At 72.3% G+C, this 16,978-nt stretch carries 14 protein-coding genes and 2 pseudogenes; 4 read left to right on the top strand and 12 right to left on the bottom strand.

Translation table 11 applies throughout. The features are described from left to right. The 12 genes and pseudogenes from ACE3P2_RS11195 to ACE3P2_RS11140 form a co-directional block, all read right to left on the bottom strand. Positions 1-155: pseudogene (locus ACE3P2_RS11195) on the bottom strand (IS3 family transposase); the annotation flags it as partial. 87 nt (positions 156-242) lie between these two features. Further along, positions 243-449 (bottom strand): hypothetical protein, encoded by a 207-nt coding sequence (locus tag ACE3P2_RS11190; RefSeq protein WP_374264419.1) that lies wholly within the window; start codon positions 447-449, stop codon positions 243-245. 35 nt (positions 450-484) lie between these two features. Next, positions 485-1,501 carry a methyltransferase gene (locus ACE3P2_RS11185; RefSeq protein ID WP_374264418.1) on the bottom strand — a complete coding sequence of 339 codons (1,017 nt, stop codon included), beginning with the start codon at positions 1,499-1,501 and terminating at the stop codon, positions 485-487. Continuing rightward, positions 1,494-2,114, bottom strand: coding sequence for a hypothetical protein (locus ACE3P2_RS11180; RefSeq protein WP_374264416.1), 621 nt, complete (start codon positions 2,112-2,114; stop codon positions 1,494-1,496). The genes ACE3P2_RS11185 and ACE3P2_RS11180 overlap by 8 nt, the downstream gene beginning before the upstream one ends. Then, on the bottom strand, positions 2,111-3,178 hold the full coding sequence (locus tag ACE3P2_RS11175; protein WP_374264414.1) for a beta-ketoacyl synthase N-terminal-like domain-containing protein: 1,068 nt from the start codon (positions 3,176-3,178) through the stop codon (positions 2,111-2,113). The genes ACE3P2_RS11180 and ACE3P2_RS11175 overlap by 4 nt, the downstream gene beginning before the upstream one ends. Continuing rightward, positions 3,175-3,453 (bottom strand): phosphopantetheine-binding protein, encoded by a 279-nt coding sequence (locus ACE3P2_RS11170; protein ID WP_374264412.1) that lies wholly within the window; start codon positions 3,451-3,453, stop codon positions 3,175-3,177. The genes ACE3P2_RS11175 and ACE3P2_RS11170 overlap by 4 nt, the downstream gene beginning before the upstream one ends. After that, the gene (locus tag ACE3P2_RS11165; RefSeq protein ID WP_374264410.1) at positions 3,450-4,613 is read right to left on the bottom strand and encodes an ABC transporter permease; all 1,164 of its coding nucleotides are present in this window, start codon (positions 4,611-4,613) and stop codon (positions 3,450-3,452) included. The genes ACE3P2_RS11170 and ACE3P2_RS11165 overlap by 4 nt, the downstream gene beginning before the upstream one ends. Next, positions 4,613-5,536 carry an ABC transporter ATP-binding protein gene (locus tag ACE3P2_RS11160; RefSeq protein WP_374264408.1) on the bottom strand — a complete coding sequence of 308 codons (924 nt, stop codon included), beginning with the start codon at positions 5,534-5,536 and terminating at the stop codon, positions 4,613-4,615. Before ACE3P2_RS11160 ends, ACE3P2_RS11165 begins: the two co-directional genes overlap by 1 nt. Then, positions 5,536-6,519: a BtrH N-terminal domain-containing protein gene (locus tag ACE3P2_RS11155; protein WP_374264406.1), complete on the bottom strand. Its 984-nt coding sequence runs from the start codon at positions 6,517-6,519 to the stop codon at positions 5,536-5,538. Before ACE3P2_RS11155 ends, ACE3P2_RS11160 begins: the two co-directional genes overlap by 1 nt. Next, complete coding sequence (locus ACE3P2_RS11150) at positions 6,516-6,911, bottom strand: hypothetical protein (RefSeq protein ID WP_374264405.1); 396 nt, start codon at positions 6,909-6,911, stop codon at positions 6,516-6,518. The genes ACE3P2_RS11155 and ACE3P2_RS11150 overlap by 4 nt, the downstream gene beginning before the upstream one ends. After that, entirely contained in the window at positions 6,911-8,044 is a 1,134-nt protein-coding gene (locus ACE3P2_RS11145) for a beta-ketoacyl-ACP synthase III (RefSeq protein WP_374264403.1), read from the bottom strand. Before ACE3P2_RS11145 ends, ACE3P2_RS11150 begins: the two co-directional genes overlap by 1 nt. Continuing rightward, a complete protein-coding gene (locus ACE3P2_RS11140) occupies positions 8,034-9,017 on the bottom strand; it encodes a dialkylrecorsinol condensing enzyme (RefSeq protein ID WP_374264401.1) in 984 nt (327 codons plus the stop codon). The genes ACE3P2_RS11145 and ACE3P2_RS11140 overlap by 11 nt, the downstream gene beginning before the upstream one ends. A gap of 135 nt (positions 9,018-9,152) precedes the next feature. On the opposite strand from ACE3P2_RS11140, the gene recC reads away from it, so the two are divergent. The 4 genes and pseudogenes from recC to ACE3P2_RS11120 form a co-directional block, all read left to right on the top strand. Further along, the gene (gene recC / locus ACE3P2_RS11135; protein WP_374264399.1) at positions 9,153-12,743 is read left to right on the top strand and encodes an exodeoxyribonuclease V subunit gamma; all 3,591 of its coding nucleotides are present in this window, start codon (positions 9,153-9,155) and stop codon (positions 12,741-12,743) included. Further along, positions 12,740-16,375, top strand: coding sequence for an exodeoxyribonuclease V subunit beta (gene recB / locus ACE3P2_RS11130; RefSeq protein WP_374264397.1), 3,636 nt, complete (start codon positions 12,740-12,742; stop codon positions 16,373-16,375). The genes recC and recB overlap by 4 nt, the downstream gene beginning before the upstream one ends. Further along, positions 16,372-16,686: pseudogene (locus ACE3P2_RS11125) on the top strand (exodeoxyribonuclease V subunit alpha); the annotation flags it as partial. The gene recB and the pseudogene ACE3P2_RS11125, both read left to right, overlap by 4 nt. Positions 16,687-16,696: 10 nt before the next feature. Then, a partial coding sequence (locus tag ACE3P2_RS11120) for a hypothetical protein (protein ID WP_374264421.1) occupies positions 16,697-16,978 on the top strand: 282 nt, incomplete at its 3' end.

Raw genomic sequence — 16,978 nt, 5'->3', positions numbered from 1 at the left:
GTCTCGGCACCGCTGACCCCGTCCCGCTGTCCGGTGTCCCGCTCGTGCTGCCGAACCCAGGTATGCAGTGTCTGGGCCGTGCAGCCGATCTTCGCTGCGATCGACTGGATCGCCGCCCATTGCGACGCGTGCTCGCTGCGCCGCTCGAACACCATCCGCACTGAACGCTCGCGCACTTCCGGGGTGGTTCAGACTGGCTGTCCTGCTGGGGCGCACAAGCGGTGTTGGCGCCCCAGTGGCAATCAGCGTGGAATCAGGAATACCGATTTTTCGCGGACGGCGACGCTCGCATCGTCGGTGGCCTTCACTTCGATGTAAACGGTGTTGGAACCGGGCTTGCCGGATTCCGGTGGGGTGTCGAGCCCGAGGCCGTGCAGGTCGAGAATGATGGCACGTTGCCGAAGCGCGGTGGTAATGCGGCTGCGAGCGAGATCGAGGGGGGTGGTCATGACGGTTCTCCCACATCGGTTCCAACCCGCCTAGCCTACTTCAATCCGATCACCATGGCTTCGGCGCCGGTGAGTTTCTCGCGGCGCAGATTGCGGAAACCGGCTTCGGCGAGCCAGCCCATGCAGTCGGCCGCGGTGTAGTCGAAGCCGCCGTGGGTCTCGATGAGCATCGAAAGGCTCATCAGCAGGCCGTACGCGTTGCTCTCGCGGGCGTCGTCGATCATCGCTTCGTAAACAATCAGCGCGCCACCCGGGGGCAGGGCGTCGAAGGCACGGCGGATGAGGTGGCGTTTTTCGTCCAGGTTCCAGTCGTGCAGGATGTGGCCGAGCATCAGGACGTCGGCGCGGGGCAGCGGATCGTGGAAGAAGTCGCCGGGGCAGAAGCGTACGCGGTCGGCCACGCCGAGGCGGCCGACGTGTTCGGTGAAGATCGGCTCGACGACCGGCAGGTCGAAACCGCTGCCGGTCAGATGGAGGTGGGCGAGGGCGACTTGGGCGGCGAGATCACCCTGGGCGGTGCCGATGTCGGCGAAGCTGGCGTAGCCGTCCCACGGGAACTTGCGGGCGATGGCCTGGTTGGCGCCGCGGGAGAGGGCGCTCATGGCGCCGAGAAACTGGCGGTGTCGGGGCGGGTCGGTGGCGAGGGCTTCGAAGAGGGTGGCGCCGCCGTTCTTCAGCTCGTTTTGCGGTCGGCCGGTGCGCAGGGCGTCGGTGAGCCCGTCCCAGTAGCGGTAGAGGCGCTGGTTGGCCATGTCGAGCATGGCGGCAATGCACGATTCGCTGCGCCGGTCGAGGTAGCGAGCGGCGGGCGGGGTGTTGGCGTAGATGCCGTTCTGACGTTCGAGAAAGCCGAGCGCCACCAGCGCGTCGAGGAAATCCCGGCTGGCGCGGGGGTGCAGGCCGAGCCGGCGTTCCAGGTCGGCGAGATCGCCGGGCGCTTCGGCGAGGGCGGTGAACACGTCCAGTTCGACGGCGGAGAGCAGCGTCTTGGCGGCGGTGAAGCCGGTGCCGACGCTGAGGATGTATTCGGGGCTGATGAAGGCGTCAGTCATGGGCACGCTCGGGTCGGGCGACGCGGAGTCCGCCGGCGTCGAAGGCGAGGACGGCGAGCACCGGATCGGCGAGCTCGGCGAAGGAGGCCGGGCGGGTTGGTCGGGAGGCCGCTTCGGGGGCCGGGACGAGGCGCAGCCACAGGCTGTTGAGGGGATTGCCCTCGTCCACCCAGCCGGCGAGGACGCCCGCCGGGCCGGCGTCGGCGCAGGCAAGCTGGAGGGTGGCGAGCGCGTCGCGGCTGGCGAGGCAGCGGCCATCGCCGCGCCAGCCCAGGTAACGGGCCAGCGCCGGCAAGGCCTGGCTGGGCTGGCTGGTGAGGAAGCCGATGGGCAGCGGCAGGCTGTCGCGGGCTTCGACAAGGGCGGCGCGCAGCGCGATGTCGGGGCCGCGGACGGTGGCGAGGGTGAGCAGCGCGGCGTCGGGCAGGCGGGCTTCGCCAGCGTCGTCGAGGCAGGTGAGGGCGCCGTAAAGGGCAAGCTCGACCCACGGCCCGACGCGCCGGGGGCGCTCGCCCAGCCGGGTGGCGAGGCGGGCCCGCCAGTCGGCGGGGGGCGGATCAGAGAAATGCCGGCCGGCGATGCGCCAGACTGCAGGTGTGCGGGATGAACTCATGCGTACCGATCCTCCAGCACGACGCAGGTGTGGCCACCGCCGAAACCGAGGACGTTGGCGAGCACGTGGCGCACCTGCGCGGGGCGATGGAGCGCGAGCTGCACGCCCAGGTCAGGATCGGGTTGGGATGCGGGCGGCGGTGGCCAGCAACCCTTCTCGAGACAGGCGCATAACACGGCGATCTCCGCTGCGCCGGAGGCGCCGAGGGTGTGGCCGAGCAGCGCCTTGAGGGTGACGAGGGCCGGCAGCGGGCCGAGGGCAGCCTTGAGCCCGTCGATTTCGGCGACGTCGTTGTGGGGGCTGCCGGCGGCCTGGAGCTTGACCAGATCGAGCTGGGCCGCAGCAAGGCTGGCGTCGGCGAGGGCGGTGCGCACCGTGTCGGCCACCGTATCGGCGGCGGCGCCAGCCGGGTTGCTGCCATCGATGAGGTTGGCGCCGCCGGCGATCCGCCAGCGGGCGGGGGCGCTGCCCAGATGCAGCGCGGCGACCGCTTCGCCAAGCACCAGACCGGCCCGGTCGGCGGCGAGCGGATGAGGCGCGATCGGGTCGAGCAGTTGCAGGGCGCCGAAGCCGGCGCTGCTGAAGCGGTTGGCGAGCTCGATGCCGAGCACGACCGCCTCGTCGGTGCGGCCGGCGAGGATCTGCCGGCGGGCGCTCAGCACCGCGTTGAGCGCGGAGGTGCAGGCGGTTGAAACCCAGTACGTTGGCCCGCGCCAGTCGAGCCAGCCGGCGATGTGCTCGGCGAAGCTCAGGCAGTCGGCCAGGAAGGGCGAGCCGTCTTCGAGGGCGCCCACGTTGAGGGACGAGGAGGCGATGTAGAGCGGGGCGTCGCGATCGATGCCGGGGCCGCATTCGGCCAGGGCCGCCTGTACGAGATGCCGGGCCCGGGCGTGCCAGTCGGGGGTGGCGTCGGGGATCGCGAAGTAAGGAGAGTCGGCGCCGGGCGCCATCTGCCGGTATTCGGGCGCTGTGCCGCCGGTGACGAGGTTGGCCAGCGCGGTGGGCAGGTCGGGGCCGAGGGCCGAGGCGAGCCCGGAGCCGAGAAGATGGCAGGCGCGGGTCACGACAGGCGGTCGGTGAGATGCTGGGCGAGGTTGGCCAGCGAGGCCAGGGCGCGGCGGGTTTCCTTGCTGTCGGGCATCCGCACGCCGTAGCGCTTCTGGATCGCCATCGAAATCTGCAGCGCGTCGAGGGAGTCGAGCTGCAGGCGGGATTCGGGGCCGAACAGGATCTCGTCGTCGGCGAGGCCGCCGACGGGTTCGGCTTTGTCGGCGGCGTCGAGGATCAGGGTCTTGAGGGCCTGGAGGAAGGCCGGGTCGAGGGTCGGGCTTGCGGTCATGGCGCGATTCTGCGGGAAAAGAGATAGCCGGCGGCGGTGAGGGCGACGAGCCCGAACAGCGCGAGGTGCAGCGCCCACGGCGCGGCCTCGGCGAGGCTGCCGTGGCGGAGCAGGACGGTGAGCAGGCCTTCGAGGCCCCAGTTCATCGGCGACAGGTGGGCGAGCGCCTGCATCGTGGCGGGCATCGCGAAGGTCGGCACCATGATGCCGCCGAAGGCGGCCATCAGCAGGTTGCACAGGGGGCCCAGGGTGTTGGCCTGGGCGTGGGTGCGCACGAGGCAGGCCAGCAGCAGCGCAAAGCCGATCGCGGCGAGGCTGGTGGCGGCGAGGACGAGGATGAGCGCCGGCCAGTGGATGCCGGCCAGCGACAGCCCGGGGCTGCCGAGGCGCGGCATCAGCCAGGTGCCGACGGCCAGCATCAGCGCGGCCTGCACGGCGTTGACGGCGGCATAGGGCAGCGCCTTGGCGAGGATTTGCAGGCCTTGGGGTACGCCCAGCGCGGTCAGGCGGGCTAGGGTGCCGTTGGCCTGCTCCTGGACGAACAGGCTGCTGATGGCGGTGACGACGAAGAACATGCCGAACACCAGCCAGGCGGGTACGTTCTGCTGAACCGCGTTGGTCGGGCGCAGGGTGTCGTCGCCGGCGCGCTCGGCGGCCAGGAAGGGCGCGATCGACTGACGTGTGCCGGGGCTTTCGCCGCTCAGGCTTGCCTGGATCAGTGCGGCGCGCAGTTCGCCGGTGGTGGCGGCGAGTTCGGCCTGCAGGGCGCGGAAGGCGCCGGCGTCGAGGCCGGGCTCGGCACGCAGGCGTACCACCGGGGCGGCCGGCGGCGTGAGCTTGGCGAGGGCGTCGGCCAGGCCGGGTTCGAGGCGCAGCAGGTAGGCAAGGCGCCCGCTGCGCAGGGCTTCGGCGGCGTCGACGGGCAGGGGCTGGGCGGCCCCGTGGCCGCGGGCCCAGTCGGCGACGAGGCGTCGCGCGGCGGGCGTCTGCTCGCCGGCATCGACGGCGTAGGCGAGGCGGTCGAGGGCCGGTGCGTAGAGGTTGGCCAGGGCCAGCGACATCACGACGATGAAGGCGGCGGGCATCACGAACAGCGCGGCCAGGGCGTGGGGGTCGCGGACGAGGGCGAGGATTTCCTTGCGGATCAGAGCGGCGAGCATCAGTCGTCCCGCAGGCGGGTGTCGGTGAGTTCCATGAACAGTCGTTCAAGACTGTGACGGCCGAAGCGGATCTCGGTGGCGGGCAGGCCGAGTTCGTCGAGGCGCTGAAGCACCTGAGCCGGGCGCAGGCCGTCGGCGAGCTGGATCGAGAGCCGGTCGCCGTTCGCCTGCAGGCGGCCGAACTCACCGAGGCGGGCGTGATGTGCGGCGGGCAACGGGGCGGCAAGGCGCAGGTCCAGGCGCGCCGGATCGCGGGCGAGCAGTTCGGCCAGTCCGCCCTGGCACAGCACGCGGCCGTGATCGATGATCGTGACCCGGTCGGCCAGGGCCTCGACTTCTTCCATGTAGTGGGTGGTGTAGATCACCGCCATGCCGGCGGCGGCGAGGCCGCGCACGGTTTCGAGGAGAAAGGCCCGCGATTGCGGATCGACGCCGACGGTGGGTTCGTCGAGGACGATGAGCTCGGGGCGCGGCAGCAAGGCGATGGCCAGGTTGAGGCGGCGCTTGAGCCCGCCGGAGAGGCGGTCGGCGCGGGTGCCGGCGTGGCTGTCGAGGCGGGTGGCGGCGACGGCCCGGTCGATGGCCTCGCGGGCGCCGGTGCCGGCAAGGCGGCTGGCGGCGGCGAAGCAGGCGAGGTTTTCGGCCACCGTGAGCATCGGGTAGAAGGCGTACTCCTGCGGTGCGACGGTGATGCGGGTGGGGTTCTCGCGGCGGACATCGGCGAGGGGCGTGCCGTCCACTTCGATGTGTCCGTCACGCGGCGTGAGCAGGCCGGCGAGGAGGGCGACGAGGGTGGATTTGCCCGCGCCATTGGGGCCGAGCAGGCCGAGGATCTCGCCGCGGTGCGCCGTGAGACCGACGCCGGTGAGGGCGTCGCGCGGGGCGGTCGGGTAGCGGTAGCCGAGATCGGTGACGGTGAGCATCAGGCGAGCGCGCGGCGCAGGTCGTCGAAAAAGGCCTTTTCGCGCTGGCCGAGGGCGGCGAGCAGGGCGCCGAGGGCGGGCGGATCGAACGCGTCGCGGCCCTTGACCATGCGCGCGGCGGCCAGCGCGAAGGCGCGCCATTCGTCGCCGATTTCCATCAGCCGCTCGGCCAGGGGCGCCAGCGCGGCGTGGCCGGTGTGCTGGGCGGCTTCCTGCAGGAAGGCGGCGTAGAGGAAGCGGAAACCGGCGCCGCCGGTGCCGATCTCCTCCTGCATCCGCACGATGTGACCGACCAGCCGCAAGCTGTCGGGCGCGTTCCGGTCGAGCCGGGCGATGGCGCGACCGAGGCCGCGGATGCCGCCGGCGCCGAAGATCGGCAGCGGCGCCTGCATCATGAAGGCGGTGCGGCGGATCGCGTGGCGGATGGCTGCCGGGCGAATCGCGCCGGCGGCGACGTTCTCGGGGTAGTACAGGGTGCCGCGGGGGGCCAGCATGCCCTTGGCGAAGCGGGCGCGGTTGAGATCGTCCCGATGGCAGCGCACCGGATGTTCGCCCACTGGATCGCTGATGAGGTAGTCGTCGCCGTCGCGCCCATACACCACGAGGTTGTGGGCGTTGAAGTGAAAGCGCATGTCCTCGGGGAAGTAGGGCAGCCAGTACACCGAGGTCTGCAGGCCGACGGCGTGGCCCTGGTCGAGCAGGGCGTCGAGGCGGGCCTCTCCGGCGGCCACGGAGCCGAAGCGTTCGATGTGGAAGTCGATGCCCAGGGCCTTGCGGGCGCCGCGGATGATCGCCCGGGGCGGCACCCGGTAGGCGATCAGCGGCATCTCCTGGATGCGCACGAAGGGCAGGTAGGCGAAGCTGAGGCCGCCGGCCAGCCCGAAGGCCATCGGCTCGGAGAGGGCGAGGCCGTGGTGGCTGATGAGGTTGGCCACCGTGCCGCTCTCGCAGTGGGCGGCGTGGCGGTGCTGGAAGGCGGTCATGGCAGGCGGCGCAGGGTGTCGGGCGCGATGCCGAGGGCAGCCGCGTAGCGGGCCAGCAGGGTCGGCGCGAGGCGGGCGAACACGGCAGGGCGGAAGTGACGGCGGATGCGCCAGCGCCACACGCCGGTGCTCTGGGCGAAGGTGGCGAGGTCCATCCGGCGGGCGTACATCCAGTATTCGAGCGGCGACGACTGGCCGGCCTGCACACGGGCGCGGGCGGCTGCGGCGTAGGCGTCGAAGACGTCCACCGCCTGCAGGGTGACGATCTCCTCGGCCTCCCAGCCGGCGGATTCGACGGCCACGATGCGCCCGTCGGCGCCGCGGGCATACACCGCCTTGCGGTGGCCGCCGAGGGTGGCGTTGCCGTCCTGGGGCACGTCGCGGATGTCCATCAGACCGCTTCCAGGAACACGAAGCCGCTGGAGAAGCGGCCGCTCTCGGGCACGTACATCAGCAGCCGCTGGCCCGGGCGGATGCGGCCGGAGCGGATCAGCTCGTCGAGCATGATGTAAGGCGAGGCGGAGCCGGTGTTGCCCTTGCTGACGAGGTTGGTGAACCAGCGCTCGGCGGGAATCGGGAAACCGATCTCGTCCAGCGTGCGGGCCAGGATCGGCGCGAAGTACAGCGACGAGATGTGCGGCAGGAACCAATCCACGTCGGCTGGCGCGATGCCGTGGCGCTCGCGCAGGGCGGCGATGGGTTCGGTGAGGGTGACCGGCGCGACGTGTTCGTTGAGCAGGCGCACGTCCTGCTTGAGCGAGAAGATCGAGCGCGAGGCCCAGTCGGTGACCGGGAAACGGGCCCAGCCGCGCAGGCTGCCGTCGGATTCCTTCTCGGCGCCGGCGTACATGCAGGCGGGCAGGCGGTGGGCGTTGGAGAACAGCTCGATCCAGCGCACCCGCAGGGACATGCCGGCGCCCGGGGCGGGTTCGAGGAGCACCGCACCGGCGCCGTCGGACAGCATCCAGCGCAGGAACTCCTTGTCGAAGGCGATCTCCGGGCGTTCCTCGAGGGCCTGAAGGCGGTGTTCGGATTCGGCCTCGAAGTGGCGGGCGCGCATCACCGGCGAGACGAGTTCGGAGCCGGTGGCGATGGCGCGGCGGGCGCTGCCCGAGGCCACTGCCATGGTGGCGTACTTGAGCGCCGCGGTGCCCGACAGGCAGATGCCGGCCAGGGAGACGACCTCCAGCTGGGGCCAGCCGAGCTCGCCGTGGACCATCACCCCGTGGCCGGGCAGGAGTTGGTCGGCGTTGGAGGTGCCGGTGGCGAGGCAATCGACGCGGCCCACGTCGCCGAGGCCGCGGATCGCGGCGGCGGTGAGCTGGGCGTGAGTCATGACCGGTTCGCCGGTGGCGGGGTCGAGGGCGTAGTGGCGGGTCTGGATGCCGTTGTTGCGCAGGACGATGCGCCGCGCCCGCGACGGCTTGCCGCCGACCATGCCGAGGATGGCCTCGACGCGGTCGTTGGGAACGGGGTCGAGGGGCAGGCAGGCCGCCGAGCCGGTGATGAAGACCTCAGAAATCATAGTGGGCAAGGCGTTCGACGCCAGAACCGGAAGGTTGCTCGAAGGCGCGCTTGGTGGCGGCCAGGCGCTTGCGCAGCACGGGGCGCAGCGCCGCCTGGAGCGTGAGGGAGACGGGGATCACGGTGACGATGATCGCCACCAGGAACACCAGGTAGAGCCCCAGCAGCGGCACTCGCTGCCAGGCGCCGGGGGGGCCGGCGCGGCGCAGCAGGCGGCCCCACAGCCGGAAGCTGCGAGTGCCGGCCTGCTCGCTGGCCAGCAGCTCGGGGCGCGCGCAGGCGGCGCCGAGTCCGGCCAGCAACGGCCCGTCGCCCCGCTCGTGCCCGGCCCGCAGCGCGTCGCGCAGGGCGCGCCCGAAGCGGATGCTGCGCCGGATGTCGTCGTCGGCCACGCCGGCCGGCGGCAGGCCGGGCACGACACGGCGGCGTCCGGTGAGCAGCCACAGCGGTGTGGTGACGAGGGTCGCGAAGGTGGGCGCCCGGTCGGTGAAGACGACGTTGTCCAGGTGACGGGCCTGCACGCCGGCGAGCAGGGCGCTCAGACGGCGGTGGGCCATCAGCCACATGTTGCGGCACGCCACCACGGTGACCACCGGCCGTCCGCCCAGGAGCCGCGCGCCCGCGTCGCTTTGCAGGAAGGCGGTGACCGGCTGGCTGGGGGCGAGGAACCACACCTGATAGCACAGGATCACGAGGTCGAAGGGCGCCTCGGCCGGCACGCCCAGGGGTGCCAGATGGCCCGGCGTCATGAGGGCCGATTCGGGAAAGGCGTCGAGAAAACGGAAGAACGGCCACGGGAACGGAAAGGCCTGCTCCGGCCGCAGGTTTTCGATGTGCACCGCGATGTCCGCATCGTCGACCAGCGGTTCGATCAGGCGATGGGCGATGGCGGAGAGCTGGCCCGTCTGGGTGTAGACGACGACCAGTACCCGCTTCAGTGGCCCTTGGGCGGTTGGAGGCGATGCGTTCGACACCGGGAGAACGTGTAAAAACCCTGAAAACAATAGCGATATTCTATGGGCAGGGCTGTCCTTCCGGCAATGCCGCCGGCCTGCGTGCGGCCTTGCGCTGCCCGACCGAAGCCCTACAATCCGCAGCGCCGTGCGTGCATGGGGCGACGCCCCCGCCTGGCCATGGCCCGCAAGGGCTTTCAGATTCCGCTGTCCCACCCGGAGAACGCCGTGTTTCCCACTCCGCTTACGCCCGGCCTGATGCTGGTGCATGGCAACCAGCCCGAAACCCTGCGCGAACTGCTCGTCGCCTGGGTGCGCAGCCATCCGCTGGCGCCCCTCGAGACCGAGACGCTGCTGGTGCACAGCAACGGCATCGCCCAGTGGCTGCGCCTCGCCCTGGCCGAGGATGCGGACGGCGTGGGGGGCGGTTGCGGCATTGCCGCCGGGCTCGACATGTCGCTGCCGTCGCGCTTCCTGTGGCAGGTGTATCGCGCGGTGCTGGGCCACGATGCGGTGCCGGAAGTGTCGCCCTTCGACAAACCGCTGCTGGTGTGGCGCCTGATGCGCCTGTTGCCGGCGGCGATGGGGCAGCCGATCTACGCGCCGCTGTCGCGCTTCCTGGCGGCCGACGCCGATCTGCGCAAGCGTTTCCAGCTCGCCGAGCGTCTTGCCGACCTGTTCGACCAGTATCAGGTCTATCGCGCCGACTGGCTGGCCGCGTGGGCCGCGGGCGACGACGTGCTGATCCGCCCCCGGGGCGAGCGCCAGCCGCTGCCCGACACCCAGCGCTGGCAGGCCAGCCTGTGGCGGGCGTTGCTCGCCGACGTGGCGGCCGACCCCGACGGCACGCCCGGCGCCGCCGGGCTCGGGCGTGCCGCCGTGCACCAGACCTTCCTCGACCGCGTCGCCGCCTGGCCCGACGACGCCGGTCGTCCCCCCGGCCTGCCGCGTCGGGTGATGGTGTTCGGCATCTCGGCGCTGCCGCGCCAGTCCCTCGAGGTGCTGGCCGCCATCGCCCGCTGGACCCAGGTGCTGATGTGCGTCCACAACCCCTGCGAGCACTACTGGGCCGACATCGTCGCCGACAAGGCGCTGCTGCGTGCCACCCGCAGCCGCCAACTGCGCCGGGGCGGCACGCCGGCGGCCGACGTGGCGGACATCGCCCCCGACAGCCTGCACCTGCACGCCCATCCGCTGCTGGCCGCGTGGGGCAAGCAGGGGCGCGACTTCATCGGCCTGCTCGACGAACACGACAGCGACACCAGCCGTGCCGGCTACCTGCCGCACTTCGAGGCCCTCGGCAAGCGCATCGATCTGTTCGGCAGCCACGCCACCGACCACCTGCTGGGCCAGCTCCACGACGACATCCGCCACCTGCGCCCCCTCGCCGAAACCGTCGCCACCTGGCCGCCGGTGGCCGGCGACGACGCCTCGATCCGTTTCCACGTGGCCCACAGCGCCCAGCGCGAGGTCGAGATCCTGCACGACCAGCTTCTCGCCGCCTTCAACGCCGACCCCACGCTGCGCCCCCGTGACGTGATCGTGATGGTGCCCGACATCGACGCTTACGCGCCGCACATTCAGGCGGTGTTCGGCCTCGCCGGGCGGGACGACCCCCGTTACATCCCGTTCAGCATCGCCGACCAGGGGCGGCGCCACCACGACCCGCTCGTCGGCGCGCTGGCCAAACTGCTCGAACTGCCCACTTCGCGCGTCGCGGTGAGCGACGTGCTCGATCTCCTCGAAGTGCCGGCCCTGCGCGCCCGCTTCGGCATCGCCGACGACCAGCTGCCGCTGCTGCACCGCTGGATCCACGGCGCCCGGGTGCGTTGGGGGCTGCACGCCGAACACCGCGAAGGCCTCGGCCTGCCCGACGCCCCCGAGGCCAACACCTGGCGCTTCGGCCTGTCGCGGATGCTCCTCGGCTACGCCGTCGGCGGCACCGCCGAGGCCTGGCAGGGCATTGCGCCCTACGACGAGATCGGCGGTCTCGACGCCGCGCTGCTCGGCCCGCTGGTGCAGCTCTTCGAGCGCCTCGAAGCCACCTGGCGCACCCTCGCCAGCGACGCCGACGTGACCGAATGGTGCGCCCGCCTGCGCGCCTTGATGGCCGATTTCTTCGACCCGGGCGACAGCCCCGACGCCTTCACCCTGCAGCGGCTCGAACAGGCCCTGGTGCAATGGCAGACGGCCTGCGCCGTCGGCCGCCTCGACACCCCGCTGCCCCTCGCGGTGGTGGGCGAGCACTGGCTCGCCCAGCTCGACGACGGCGGCCTGTCGCAACGCTTCTTCGCCGGCGTGGTCACCTTCGCCACGCTGATGCCCATGCGCGCGATTCCCTTCCGGCGGGTCTGCCTGCTGGGCCTCAACGACGGCGACTACCCGCGCAGCCGGGTGCCGATGGATTTCGACCTGATGGGCGGCGACTACCGTCCCGGCGACCGCTCCCGCCGCGAGGACGACCGCTACCTCTTCCTCGAAGCGCTGCTGTCGGCCCGCGAGCAGCTGCACATCTCGTGGGTCGGGCGCAGCATCCACGACAACACCGTGCGCCCGCCGTCGGTGCTGGTCGGCCAGCTGCGCGACCACCTCGCCGCCGGCTGGCGTCTGGCCGGGCACGACGACGCCCCCGACGCGCTGCTCGATTTCCTCACCACCGCCCATCGTCTGCAGCCCTTCAACCCCGATTACTTCCCGCCCGAAGCGGCCACCTCGCGGTTGTTCACCTACGCCAGCGAATGGCGCATCGCCGACGACCGTCCGCCGCCCGGCGGCCCGCTGGCCCCGACCCAGCGCGACGAGCCGCTGCGCCTGGCCGAACTGGCGAACTTCCTGCGCGACCCGGTCAAGGCCTTCTTCCGACAACGCCTGCAGGTGGATTTCGATCAGGACGACCCCGCCAGCGACGACCAGGAGCCCTTCGACCTGGACGGCCTGCAGAAGTGGAGCCTGTGGAACGAACTCATCGCCGCCCAGGCCCAGGCCATCGACGCCGACACCCCGCGCGAGGCCGCGCTCGCCGCCGGGCTCGAGCGCATCGACCGGCGCGGCGAACTGCCAGCCCGCGCCTTCGCCGCCCTCAACCGCGAAACCCTCGCCGCGCCGATGGACGACCTCTTCGCGCGCTACACCGCCGCCCTGGCCGAGTGGCCGACGCCGGCGGCCCACGACGCGGTGATCCGCTACGAAAACGCCACCCTCGGCCTGCGCGTGGACGACCGGCTCCACGACCTGCGCGTCGGCGCCGACGGCAGCCGGGGGCGCATCGTGCTCGAATCCAGCGATCTGGTGAAGGACAAGAAATACCGCCACCACGTCGTCATCCGCCACTGGGTGGCCCATCTCGCCGCCCAGCTCGATGGCGCGCCGCTCACCACCGCGATCATCAGCAAGGTCGGCAGCGTGCGCCTCGAACCCCTCGATGCGGCCGTTGCCCGGCTGCATTTCGACGCGCTGCTCGCGGCGTGGCGCGAGGGCCAGGCCCGTCCGCTGCCGCTCGCCGTCAAGACCGGCTTCGCCCTCCTGGCCGACAGCGACACCGGCCGCAGCACCGCCGCCCGAACCTACGAAGGCGACGGCTACACCAGCCACGGCGAACTCGGCGAGAGCGCCTACCTCCAGCGCGCGTGGCCCGATTACGCCAGCCTCGCCGCCAGCGGCGAATTCGCCCGGCTCGCGGCCAGCCTGCTGCGCCCGGTCTATGCCGCCACCTTCGCCCAGCCTGCCGACGCCGGAGAACCCGCATGAGCCCGCCCATTCCCGCCGCCCTGCAACCGCTGGCCTTCCCGCTCGGCGGCAGCCGGCTCATCGAAGCCAGCGCCGGCACCGGCAAGACCTTCACCATCGCCGCGCTCTACCTGCGCCTCGTCCTCGGCCACGGGGGCGACGCCGCCTTCGCGCGGCCGCTCGACCCGCCCGAGATCCTCGTCGTCACCTTCACCGACGCCGCCACCAAGGAACTGCGCGACCGCATCCGCGCCCGCCTCGCCGAGGCCGCCGCCTTTTTCCTGGCCGATCCGGCCGGGCAGGGTGGTGCCGATCCGCTGCTCCAGGCGCTGCGCGCCGACTACCCGCCGGAGGCCTGGCCCGGCTGTGCCCGCAAGCTCCAGCTCGCCGCCGAATGGATGGACGAAGCGGCCGTCTCCACCATTCACGGCTGGTGCCACCGTATGCTCCGGGAGCACGCCTTCGACAGCGACAGCCTGTTCACCCAGCGCCTCGAAACCGATCAGGACGAACTCCTCGCCGAAGTCGTGCGCGACTACTGGCGCAGTTTCATGTATCCCCTCGATGTGGCGGGCGCACGCCGGGTCAGCGGCTGGTGGGCCTCGCCCGACGCGCTCAAGGGCGTGCTCGGCGGCCTGCTGCCCCACGTCGCGCGGCTCGAACCCAGCGCCGCGCCCGCCGCCGCGCTGGCCGCCGCCGACGCCGAAAAGGCCCGCCGTCTCGCCGAGCTCAAGGCGCCGTGGGCGGCCTGGGTCGATGAACTGCGCACCCTCATCGACGAAGCGCGCCAGGCCAAGCGCTTTTCCGGCACCAAGCTCAACCGCCCCACCGGCGAGCGCTGGCTGGCGGCGCTGGCGCGCTGGGCCACCGATCCGCTGGCGTCCGTGCCCGAACTCACCTCCACCGCCTGGACGCGCCTGACCCCCGCCGGCATGGCCGAGATCTGGAATGACGACGCGCCGCCCACCCACCCCGCGCTGGCCGCCATCGAGGCGCTCAAGCCTGCGCTCGCCGCCTTGCCCGACGGCCGCGACGACATCCTGCGTCACGCCACCCGCTGGGTGGCCGCGCGCTTCGCTGCCGAGCAGGCCCGCCGCGCCCAGATGGGTTTCGACGACCTGCTGGGCCGCCTCGACGCCGCGCTCGCCGGCCCCAACGGGGCGCGCCTCGCCGAACTCATCCGGCGCCAGTTCCCGGTGGCGCTGATCGACGAGTTCCAGGACACCGACGCCGTCCAGTACCGCATCTTCGACGCCATCTACCGGGTCGCCGACAACGACGCCGCCACCGCCCTGATCCTCATCGGCGACCCCAAACAAGCCATCTACGCCTTCCGCGGCGCCGACATCTACACCTACCTCGACGCCCGCCGCGCCACCGCCGGCCGGCTCTACACCCTGCGGCGCAACTACCGCTCGACCGCCGCGATGGTCGCCGCCGTCAACCGCTGCTTCGTCCTGGCCGAGGAACGCCCGGAGGGGCAGGGCGCCTTCCTGTTCCGCCGCGGCGACGCCAACCCGGTGCCCTTCCTGCCCGCCGAGGCCGCCGGGCGAGACGACGTGCTGCAGGCCGACGGCACGCCGCTGCCTGCGCTCACCGCCTGGCGCCTGCCGCCCGCCGCCGACGACAAACCCCTCGGCAAGGAGGCCTACCTCGACGCCAGCGCCGCCGCCTGCGCCACCGAGATGGTGCGCCTGCTCAACCTGGGCGAGGCGGGCCGCGCCGGTTTCGCGGCCCCCGACGGCCTGCGCCCGCTGCGCCCCGCCGACATGGCGGTGCTGGTGAACAACCGCAAGGAAGCCGGCACGATCCGCGCCGCCCTCGCCAGCCGCGGCGTGCGCAGCGTCTACCTGTCGGAGCGCGATTCGGTCTTCCAGCGCCCCGAAGCCGCCGACCTGCAGCGCTGGCTGGTCGCCTGCGCCGAGCCCGACGACAACCGCGCGCTGCGCGCCGCCCTGGCCACCGCCACCCTCGGCCTCGACTGGTCCGAGCTCGACAGCCTCAACCGCGATCCGCTCAAATGGGACAACTATATTGACCAATTCCGTGGCTACCGCGACTGCTGGCGCCGCCAGGGCGTGCTGCCGATGCTGCGCCGGCTCCTCAACGACTTCCGGGTGCCGGCGCGCCTGCTCGCCGCCGGCGGCAGCGGCGAGCGCAGCCTCACCGACCTGCTGCACCTGGCCGAACTCCTGCAGCAGGCCAGCAGCCTGCTCGACGGCGAACACGCCCTCATCCGCCACCTGGCCGAACAGCGCGCCGACGACCGGGGCGGCAGCGACGCTCGCCAGATCCGCCTCGAGAGCGACGCCAACCTGGTGCAGGTGGTCACCGTGCACAAGTCGAAGGGCCTCGAATACCCGCTGGTGTTCCTGCCCTTCGCCTGCAGCGTGCGCGTCGCCAAGGACGACGACCTGCCCCTCAAGTGGCACGACGACGCCGGCCGTCTGCGGCTCGCCCTGGCCGACGACGGCCACTGCCTCGAACGGGTCGATCGCGAACGCCTCGGCGAAGACCTGCGCAAGCTCTACGTCGCCCTGACCCGCGCCCGCTACGCTTGCTGGATCGGCACCGCGCCCCTCGCCGATTTCGCGCACAGCGCGCTGGGCTACCTGCTCGGGGGCGATCTCGCCGGCGGCCTCGACGCACTGGCGGCCGGACAGCCCGAGATCGCCGTCGTCGACGCCCCGCCGGTGGACGACGCACCCTACGTCGGCCACGCCCGCCCGGTGGTCGAAGGCGCCGCCCGGGTGCCCCTGCGCCCGGTGCGCGAGCACTGGTGGATCGCCAGCTACTCGGCCCTCGCCACCGCCGCCGACAGCGCCGACACCGCCGCCGAGGACGTCTTCCGCGAGGCCGCCGGCGCCGTCGCGCCACCGGCGCCGGCCCTTGCCCCGGTGCCGGCGGCGCAGCCCTCGCGCGGCCTGCTGCACGGTTTTCCGCGGGGCGCCGCGGTCGGCACCTTCCTCCACGAACTGCTCGAATGGGCCGCCGCCCAGGGCTTCGCCAGCGTCGCCGCCGACCCCGTCCGGCTGCGCGACGCCGTTGCCCGCCGCTGCGCGGTGCGCGGCTGGGTCGAATGGATCGACCCGCTCGCCACCTGGCTGGAGGATTTCCTGCACGTACCGCTGGGCGACGGCGTGCCGGGCCTCGCGAGCCTGCACGGCGCGGTGGCCGAGATGGAATTCTGGATCGCCGCCCACGACGTGGACCTGAGCCGGGTCGATGCCCTCGTGCGGGCCCACACCCTCGACGCCGCACCGCGCCCCACGCTGGCCCCGGGCCAGCTCAACGGCATGCTCAAGGGCTTCATCGATCTGGTGGCCGAGCACGACGGGCGCTACTACATCATCGACTACAAATCCAACTGGCTCGGCCCCGACGACGCGGCCTACACCCCCGCGGCGATGCGCGCCTGCGTGCTCGCCGAGCGCTACGAGCTGCAATACGTGCTCTACCTGCTCGCGCTGCACCGCCTGCTCACGCTGCGCCTGCCGGGCTACGACTACGACCGCCACATCGGTGGCGCGCGCTACCTCTTCCTGCGGGGCAGCGCCGCGCCCGGCCGTGGCATCCACGCCGAGCGGCCGCCCCGCGCGCTGATCGACGCCCTCGACCACCTGTTTGCCCGCCGCCCGACGGAGGCCGCATGAACCCCGCCCTCCACGACACCGCCGCCACCCTCCGCCTGCTCGACGCGTGGGCCGCACGGGGCTGGCTGCGCGTCCTCGACGCCGCCTTCGCCGCCTTCCTGGCCCGTCAGGTGGGCGACGCGCCGCCGCTGTTGATCCTCGCCGCCGCGCTGGCCAGCCACCAGCTTGGCCGGGGCCACGCCTGCCTCGATCTGGCCGACGCCCTCGCCGATCCCGGCTTCGCGCTCTCGCTGCCCCCCGACGGCGACGCCGGCGACGCCCGCGAGCGCCCGCCGCTGCCCGCTGACGTGCTCGCCGGCCTCGACCTGGCCGCCTGGCAGGGTGCCCTCGTGCATCCGGCGCTGGTGGCCGGCGGGCGTCCTCGGCGCCCTCCTCGCGCTGCTCTGCTTCACGGAATGGTTCATCCCGGGGTATTCGACCCCGGAGAACCGGATCCGGGGCTGGGGCTACTTCGTCTACACCGGCGTCGTCGTGGTCATGTACCTCGTGCTCTTCGGGCAGACCCTGTGGCAGGCCCGGACCACGGCCGGCGTGCGCCGGCTGGAGCTGCAGGTGCTGCTGCTGGGCGGCTGCGCGGCCTGCTTCACGGTGATCGCGCTCATG

This window comes from Zoogloea sp., assembly GCF_041911615.1.
GTDB lineage: Bacteria > Pseudomonadota > Gammaproteobacteria > Burkholderiales > Rhodocyclaceae > Zoogloea.
The sequence above is the reverse complement of the archived record's forward strand: the minus strand, read 5'-3'. Positions and strand labels throughout refer to the sequence as shown.

What these genes read in the sequence shown, in the direction of transcription:
- ACE3P2_RS11190 (WP_374264419.1), bottom strand. Translation starts at nt 449, where the DNA reads ATGACCACCCCCCTCGATCTCGCTCGCAGCCGCATTACCACCGCGCTT.
- ACE3P2_RS11185 (WP_374264418.1), bottom strand. Translation starts at nt 1,501, where the DNA reads ATGACTGACGCCTTCATCAGCCCCGAATACATCCTCAGCGTCGGCACC.
- ACE3P2_RS11180 (WP_374264416.1), bottom strand. Translation starts at nt 2,114, where the DNA reads ATGAGTTCATCCCGCACACCTGCAGTCTGGCGCATCGCCGGCCGGCAT.
- ACE3P2_RS11170 (WP_374264412.1), bottom strand. Translation starts at nt 3,453, where the DNA reads ATGACCGCAAGCCCGACCCTCGACCCGGCCTTCCTCCAGGCCCTCAAG.
- ACE3P2_RS11165 (WP_374264410.1), bottom strand. Translation starts at nt 4,613, where the DNA reads ATGCTCGCCGCTCTGATCCGCAAGGAAATCCTCGCCCTCGTCCGCGAC.
- ACE3P2_RS11160 (WP_374264408.1), bottom strand. Translation starts at nt 5,536, where the DNA reads ATGCTCACCGTCACCGATCTCGGCTACCGCTACCCGACCGCCCCGCGC.
- ACE3P2_RS11155 (WP_374264406.1), bottom strand. Translation starts at nt 6,519, where the DNA reads ATGACCGCCTTCCAGCACCGCCACGCCGCCCACTGCGAGAGCGGCACG.
- ACE3P2_RS11150 (WP_374264405.1), bottom strand. Translation starts at nt 6,911, where the DNA reads ATGGACATCCGCGACGTGCCCCAGGACGGCAACGCCACCCTCGGCGGC.
- ACE3P2_RS11145 (WP_374264403.1), bottom strand. Translation starts at nt 8,044, where the DNA reads ATGATTTCTGAGGTCTTCATCACCGGCTCGGCGGCCTGCCTGCCCCTC.
- recC (WP_374264399.1), top strand. Translation starts at nt 9,153, where the DNA reads ATGGGGCGACGCCCCCGCCTGGCCATGGCCCGCAAGGGCTTTCAGATT.
- recB (WP_374264397.1), top strand. Translation starts at nt 12,740, where the DNA reads ATGAGCCCGCCCATTCCCGCCGCCCTGCAACCGCTGGCCTTCCCGCTC.